Raw genomic sequence first — 4025 nt, 5'->3', positions numbered from 1 at the left:
TCGATCCCGGTGCTGGGCGTGCAGGTGCGCAGCGACGAGGCGGACGGCCTGGCGCTGCTGCGCTCGCTGGGGGTGCGCTTCCCGGCGGTGCACGACCCGGACGGCGCGCTGCGCGCCGCGCTGCGGGTGCCGAACGTGCTGCCCGCCAGCTTCGTGATCACCGAATCGGGAGAGGTCCGGCGCATCGATCCGCCGGAGGTGTTCCGCTCCGCGGACGCGGTGGACGCCGCGGTCCGCCGCACCTTGGGAGGTCGATCGTGACGGACCCGGTGGTCGACGGCTCGGCCGCACCGGAGTGGCTCGCCCCGCTGGTGCGGCGCAGCGCGGACGTGGACCAGGGCCACTTCGGCTGGCCGCGGCTGCGCCCGCCGCGCAGCGCCCGCCCGGCCGCGGTGCTGATCCTGTTCGGCGAGGACGCGGACGGGCCGGACGTGCTGCTGCTGCGCCGCGCGGACGGGCTCAGCTCGCACCCCGGGCAGGTCGCGTTCCCCGGCGGCTCGATCGACCCGTCCGACGCGGGCCCGGTGGCCGCGGCGCTGCGCGAAGCGCAGGAGGAGGTCGGCGCGCACCCCGCGGGCATCCGGCCGCTGGCCGTGCTGCCGGAGCTGCACGTGGCGCACAGCGGTTTCCGGGTGACTCCGGTGCTGGCGCACTGGCGGGATCCGTCCCCGGTGGCCGCGGTCGACCTCGGGGAGACTCGTGCGGTGGCCCGGGTCCCGCTGTCGTGGCTGGTGGACCCGGCGAACCGGCTCCGGGTGCGGCTGCGCGACGGGCGCGCCGGTCCGGCGTTCGTGGTGCCGGGGATGCTGGTGTGGGGGTTCACCGGGGTGCTGCTGGCCGGGGTGCTGGAACTCGGCGGCTGGTCCGCCGGCTGGGACGATGCCCCGGAGCTGGACCTGGACGAGGCGTGGCGGGCCGCGGAGTCCGCCGCGGACGTCGGTTTCGGCGGCTGACGGTGGCCTGCGCACCGGCAGGGGACGTGACGCGGCGGAAGGGTGTTCGGTGAACTGGGTCGATCTGCTGGTGGTGGCGCTGGCGCTGCTGGCCGCCGTGTCCGGCGCGCGCAACGGCCTGGTCACCGCGCTGTTCTCGTTCCTCGGCGTGTTCGTCGGCGCCGTCGTGGGTCTGCGGGTGGCGCCGCTGCTGTTGGAGCGGCTGGACAGCCAGCCGGCCCGGATCGGGTTCGGCGTGGGCATCGTGGTGCTGCTGGTGGCGTTCGGCGAGACGTTCGGCATGTGGGCGGGCCGGGAGCTGCGGGACCGGATCACCTCGTCGAAGCTGACCGGCGTGGACAACGTGCTCGGCGCGGTGCTGCAGTGCGTGGCGGTGTTCGTGGTGGCCTGGCTGGTGGCGCTCCCGTTCACCTCGGCCTCGGCGATGCCGGGGCTCGCGTCGGCGATCACCCGCTCGCAGGTGCTGAGCCAGGTCGACTCGATGATGCCGACCGCGGTCAAGTCGTTGCCGGACGAGCTGCGCCGGATGCTCGGGGTGAGCGGCTTCCCGGACGCGCTGGAACCGTTCTCGAAGACCCCGGTGGCCGCGATCGACCCGCCGGACCAGGCGCTGGCCTCCAGCGACGTGGTCCGCAACGCGCAGACCAGCGTGGTGAAGGTGCGCGGCCGCGCCGCGTCCTGCGCGCGGGCGCTGGAGGGCTCCGGATTCGTGGTCGCCCCGCACCGGGTGATGACGAACGCGCACGTGGTCGCGGGCACGGACCGGGTGGCGATCGAGGTGGGCCGCGGCGAGTTCGCCGCGGACGTGGTGATGTTCGACCCGGCGACGGACCTGGCGGTGCTGGCGGTGCCGGACCTGGACGCGGACGCGATGCCGCTGGACCGCTCCGAGGTGCCGCCCGGCGGCAGCGTCGTCGCGCTCGGCTACCCGCTGGACGGCCCGTACACGGCGTCGGCGGGCAGGCTGCGGCAGCGGATCAACCTGCGCGGCCCGGACATCTACGACGCGAACACCGTGGTGCGGGACGTGTACACGGTGCGCGGGAAGGTGCAGAGCGGGAACTCCGGCGGCCCGCTGGTCGCCCCGGACGGGGACGTGGTGGGCGTGGTGTTCGGCGCCGCCGTGGACGACCCGGAGACCGGGTTCGCGCTCACCGCCGACGAGGTGGCCGACGAGGTCGCCGAGTCCTCGGCGCTCACCAGGCCGGTCTCGACCGGTGAGTGCACCGGCGGCTGACTCCTCGCCGGACCCGGAACGCGCGGAGGCCAGGCGCCCGCGTTCGGGCGTCTCCCCCCCGGGACCGGTCCGGTACTAGCTCTCGATGGCGTGCGCGGCGTCGTCCTGGCCGCGTCGGCGAGCGAGCTGCTTGGTGTCCTTGAGCGTCGCGATGGTGCGCTTCGGCGCTCGGATCTTGCGCACCCGCAGGTAACCGAGCAGTCCGAACAGTCCGGCGACGACCAGCATCAGCAGGAACACGATGCCGAAGGAGGCCCAGCGCCAGATCCCGAGCGCGTGCAACCCTTCGGCGAGGGTGAAGAAGAGGAAGAACATGCTGAAGCCGAGCACGGCCAGCGCGAGGACGAAGTAGACGCTGCCCTTGACGCCCTTCTTCACCTCACCGGTGACTTCGGCCTTGGCGAGTTCGATCTCGGAGCGGACCAGCGTCGACAGGTGCGTGGTCGCGTCGCGCACGAGGGAACCGATGGACTGCTCGCCGCCCGCGCCAGTGCCCTCTTCGGACAGCGGTAGGGATGTGACGGCCGACCAGGCTCCGTCGCTGCTGCCTTGCTGGTTCTTCTGGGCGCTGTTCACGCCCGCCATCGTGCCACGCCGCCTGGTGCCCGACCGAGTGAGACTCCCGTGGCGTTACCGGTGGGTGATCTACCGAGACCGATCAGTTCAGCTCACGGGCGGTGCGCCGTCCGCGCCGCAGCAGCAGCGCGGCGGCGATCAGCGCGGCGAGCGCGGACGCGATCAAGACCGCCGTCTTGGCGCGTTCCGCCGCGTCCCCGGTCAGCGACAGCTCGGCGATGAGCAGGCTGACGGTGAACCCGACCCCGCCGAGCACGGCGAGCGCCGAGATGTCCCGCCAGGTCACCCCGCCCGGCCGCGCGCCGATCCCGAGGCGCACCGCCAGGTAGGACGTGCCGAAGATCCCGATGAACTTGCCGAAGAACAACCCGGCCATCACGGCGATCGCGATCCGGTCGTGGAACACCGCGCCCAGCGCCGCCCCGTTCACCGGCACCCCGGCGGCGAAGAACGCGAACACCGGCACCACCAGTCCCGCCGACCAGGGCTGCAACCGGTGTTCCAGCCGGACCGACGGCGCGGCGTCCTCGCCGGGATCGGCCCGCACCCTGGTGAGCAGCCCGAGCGCGACGCCCGCGATGGTGGCGTGGATGCCGCTGCCGTGGACCGCGAGCCAGGTGGCGACCGCCAGCGGCACGTACAGCCACGGCGTGGTGATCCGCCTGCGCTGCGCGAACCAGTAGGCGGCGCCGAGCAGGACCGCCGCGAGCAGCGGCAGCGGGCTCAGCCCCGCGGTGAACAGCACGGCGATCACGATGATCGCGCCCAGGTCGTCGACGACGGCCAGGCTGAGCAGGAAGACCCGCGCCGCGGCCGGGATCCCGGAACCGGCCAGCGACAGCACCCCGAGCGCGAACGCGATGTCGGTGGCCACCGGGATCGCCCAGGCCTGGCCCGCGCCGGGCGCCCCGTGGCCGACGGCGAACGCGATGATCGCGGGCGCCACCATGCCGCCGAACGCCGCCAGCACCGGCAGCGCCGCCGTCCGGCGGTCGGCGAGCTCCCCGACGACGAGCTCCCGCTTGAGCTCCAGCCCGGCGACGAAGAAGAAGACCGCGAGCAGCCCGTCCTTGACCCACTCGCCGACGGTGAGGTCCAGGTGCAGCGCGGCGGGCCCCACCGCGAAGTCCCGCACTCCCGCGTACAGCCCGCCGAGCGGCGAGTTCGCCGCGAGCAGCGCGAGCGCGGTGGCGACCAGCAGCACCACGCCTCCGACGGTCTCGGTCCGCAGGTAGCGGGCGAGGGCGGCGGTGCCGCGG

General features: G+C 74.1%; 5 protein-coding genes. 3 read left to right on the top strand and 2 right to left on the bottom strand.

The annotated features are described in order from the left end of the window. The 3 genes from LCD35_RS29510 to LCD35_RS29500 all read left to right on the top strand — a co-directional run. The coding region (locus LCD35_RS29510) for a TlpA family protein disulfide reductase (RefSeq protein WP_374108157.1) at positions 1–261 on the top strand (261 nt) is incomplete at its 5' end. After that, entirely contained in the window at positions 258–953 is a 696-nt protein-coding gene (locus LCD35_RS29505; RefSeq protein ID WP_224966654.1) for a CoA pyrophosphatase, read from the top strand. The genes LCD35_RS29510 and LCD35_RS29505, both read left to right, overlap by 4 nt. 49 nt (positions 954–1002) lie before the next feature. Beyond that, positions 1003–2190, top strand: coding sequence for a MarP family serine protease (locus tag LCD35_RS29500; protein WP_224966655.1), 1188 nt, complete (start codon positions 1003–1005; stop codon positions 2188–2190). 75 nt (positions 2191–2265) lie between these two features. Here the strand turns inward: LCD35_RS29500 and LCD35_RS29495 are convergent, their stop codons facing one another. Then, on the bottom strand, positions 2266–2775 hold the full coding sequence (locus LCD35_RS29495; RefSeq protein WP_224957259.1) for a phage holin family protein: 510 nt from the start codon (positions 2773–2775) through the stop codon (positions 2266–2268). A gap of 73 nt (positions 2776–2848) precedes the next feature. After that, on the bottom strand, positions 2849–3997 hold the full coding sequence (nhaA, locus tag LCD35_RS29490; protein ID WP_225045303.1) for a Na+/H+ antiporter NhaA: 1149 nt from the start codon (positions 3995–3997) through the stop codon (positions 2849–2851). Between the last annotated feature and the right edge of the window lie 28 nt (positions 3998–4025).

It is taken from the genome of Saccharopolyspora sp. 6V (assembly GCF_020176785.1).
GTDB lineage: Bacteria > Actinomycetota > Actinomycetes > Mycobacteriales > Pseudonocardiaceae > Saccharopolyspora_C > Saccharopolyspora_C gregorii.
This window is presented reverse-complemented; position numbering and strand designations above follow the sequence as displayed.

What these genes read in the sequence shown, in the direction of transcription:
- LCD35_RS29495 (WP_224957259.1), bottom strand. Translation starts at nt 2,775, where the DNA reads ATGGCGGGCGTGAACAGCGCCCAGAAGAACCAGCAAGGCAGCAGCGAC.